This window comes from Rhizobacter sp. P3_C12 (assembly GCF_056402735.1).
Map to the genome: position 1 here is coordinate 1 of NZ_JBFUGW010000487.1, position 2,690 is coordinate 2,690.

The following is a 2,690-nucleotide window of genomic DNA, read 5'->3' on the forward strand; positions in this document are numbered from 1 at the left end:
GGGGCGCCGACCGCCTCGGCATGAGCCCCCAGCCCATTCCCTCACCCCCCGCGCCGCGCAGAATCAGTCCCGCTCCGGCGCAATCTCGGTGGCGTAGTCGACCAGCGCACCCAGGATGTCCTGCGCCCGTTCGTCCTCGGCCAGTGACTCAGACTCTTGCAGCACATCGATCCGATCGAAGAAGGCCTGCAGCGTCAATGCGCCCCCTGCCCCGTCGTGGAGTTTGTGCACCCGGTGCTCCAGCCACTGCGCCTGCTCGGCTTCGCTGAGCGTCTCCGGGTAGTTGCGCGCCCGATAACGGAACAGGATCTCCGCCAGCCGCGGATCCGCAAACGCCGGTCGCTTGTCGGCCAGTTGCTGCGGCGACAACCCGCGCAGCCGCTGCAGCGCCTTGCGGTCTTCATTGCCGACGAAGCCGCCGTACAAATCCTCGTCGACATCCGGCTTCGCACCTGGTGCCGGCCGCTCGAACACCGCCGGCCACATGCCCGCCAGCAAGTGCCCCTGCTTCGCGGCCAGCTCCGCATGCGCCAGCGCGCGCGGCACGTCGACACCCCACTTCGCGGCCACCGCATCGCTCAGCGTCTTCAGGTTGCCGATCACCATCGGTGACTTGTTGATGTGGATCGTCTTGATCGGCAGCCGCGCCATGCCCTCGGGCAACTCATCGGCCTTGCTGAACATGCGCTGGCGGATCGTCTCGACGTCCAGCGTGAACAACTCCGCAGGGTCGCTCGCCAGGTCCCACACGATCACTTCATTCTTGTTGCTCGGGTGCGGCGCCAGCGGCCACACCAGCGCCATGCAGCCGCGCTCCACGCCGTACATGCCCGAGATGTGCAGGAACGGCCGCCCCACCCCCATCTCCTGGATCACCTCGTCCTTCCTGCGCAGCTTCAGCGCGAAATCCCACAGCCGCGGCTGGCGCGACTTGATCAGCTTCGCCAGCGCAATCGTCGCCCGCACGTCCGACAACGCATCGTGCGCCGCTTCGTGCGCCAGCCCATTCGCCGCCGTCAGGTGCTCCAGCTTGAACGACGGCCGGCCGTCTTCGTGCGTCGGCCAGGTGATGCCCTCCGGCCGCAACGCCCAGGTCAGCCGCACCACGTCGAGCAGGTCCCAGCGCCCGCACTGGTTCTGCCACTCGCGCGCGTACGGGTCGATCAGGTTGCGCCAGAACAGGTGGCGCGTCACCTCGTCGTCGAAGCGGATCGTGTTGTAGCCCACGCCCACCGTTCCGGGCTGCGCCAGCTGCGCCTCGATCGCATCGGCGAACTCGTGCTCCGGCACGCCACGCTCCAGGCAGGTCTGCGGAAGGATGCCGGTCAGCAGGCACGACTCCGGATCGGGCAGGTAATCGGGCGCTGGCCGGCAATACACCATCAGCTCGCTGCCCGGCACCTCGTTCAGCTCGGCATCGGTGCGGATGCCGGCGAACTGCGCCGGCCGGTCATGGCGCGGCACGCGGCCGAAGGTCTCGTAGTCATGCCAGAAGAACGTGAAATCGGTCATGGCGCGCAATCTACCAGCAGCAGCCCGCAGCCGGCCCAAATCAGACGCGAACCCGACGGATTGCGCAAACAGCACGGTATCCGCGCCTCATTTGGACCTTAAGACCAGGACATATGTACCCGATATTCCCGTTTGACTGGGTCCGGTTTGGAGCGGGTGCACGCACCGCCGCCGACCCCGCAAACGAATTCCACACAAAGGACGCCCTTCATGGCCAGCATCATTCAGTTCCTGACGACCGCTCAGATCGCCGGCTTGTCGACGAAGTCCATTGCCGGGCTGACGACCGAGGACTGGGCCGCCTTCAACACGGCGCAGTTCCAGGCACTGACGACCACCCAGGTCGCCGCGATCCCGTCGACCAACATCTCCGCGATCGGCACCGCCGAACTCGCCGTGATGGAGACGCAGGACCTGCGGGCGCTGAGCTCCACCGCGCTGCGCGCACTGAACTCCGACCAGCTGGGCGCCTTCAACTCCGACCAGTTCGCGGCACTGACCACCGCCCAGGTCGCTGCCCTCACGACCACGCAGATCTCGCAGCTCGGCACCGCCGACCTGAACGCGCTGACGACCAACCAGTTCGCCGCGCTGACCACCGCGCAGGCCGCGGCGCTGACCTCCGACCAGATCCCGACGCTCGAATCGTCGGACCTGCGCTCGCTGAGCTCGGCCGCGATCCGCAACCTGTCGACTGCGCAGATCGATGCACTGACCTCCGACCAGATGGGCCAGCTGACCACCTCGCAGGTGGCGGCGATGACGACCGCCCAGCTGGCCAACCTGGTCACCGACGACCTGAACGCGATGAACACCGCGCAGTTCGCCGCGCTGTCCACCGCCCAGGTCGTGGCCCTGACGCCGACGCAGATCGCCGGCCTGCAGTCCGATGACCTGCGCGCCCTGAGCACCGCCCAGTTCGCCGCGATGACGACCGCCCAGGTCACCGCGCTGACCAGCGACCAGCTGCCCAACCTCGAATCCAGCGACCTGCGTGCGATCAGCACCGCCGCGCTGCGCCAGCTCAATTCCGACCAGCTCGGCTCGCTGACCAGCGACCAGTTCGCCGCCCTCACCACCGGCCAGGTCGCCGCACTGACGACCACCCAGCTGTCCACGCTGGGCACCGACGACCTGAACGCGCTGACGACCACGCAGTTCGCCGCGCTGTCGACCGC

General features: G+C 67.7%; 1 protein-coding gene and 1 pseudogene. One reads left to right on the forward strand and one right to left on the reverse strand.

Going from position 1 to position 2,690, the window contains the following annotated elements:
• Nucleotides 1-63: 63 nt before the first annotated feature.
• The gene (gene sbcB, locus AC1DXV_RS33560) at nucleotides 64-1,512 is read right to left on the reverse strand and encodes an exodeoxyribonuclease I (RefSeq protein ID WP_477872590.1); all 1,449 of its coding nucleotides are present in this window, start codon (nucleotides 1,510-1,512) and stop codon (nucleotides 64-66) included.
• 210 nt (nucleotides 1,513-1,722) lie between these two features.
• Here sbcB and AC1DXV_RS33565 point away from each other — a divergent pair.
• A pseudogene (locus AC1DXV_RS33565) lies at nucleotides 1,723-2,690 on the forward strand (hypothetical protein); the annotation flags it as partial.

What these genes read in the sequence shown, in the direction of transcription:
- sbcB (WP_477872590.1), bottom strand. Translation starts at nt 1,512, where the DNA reads ATGACCGATTTCACGTTCTTCTGGCATGACTACGAGACCTTCGGCCGC.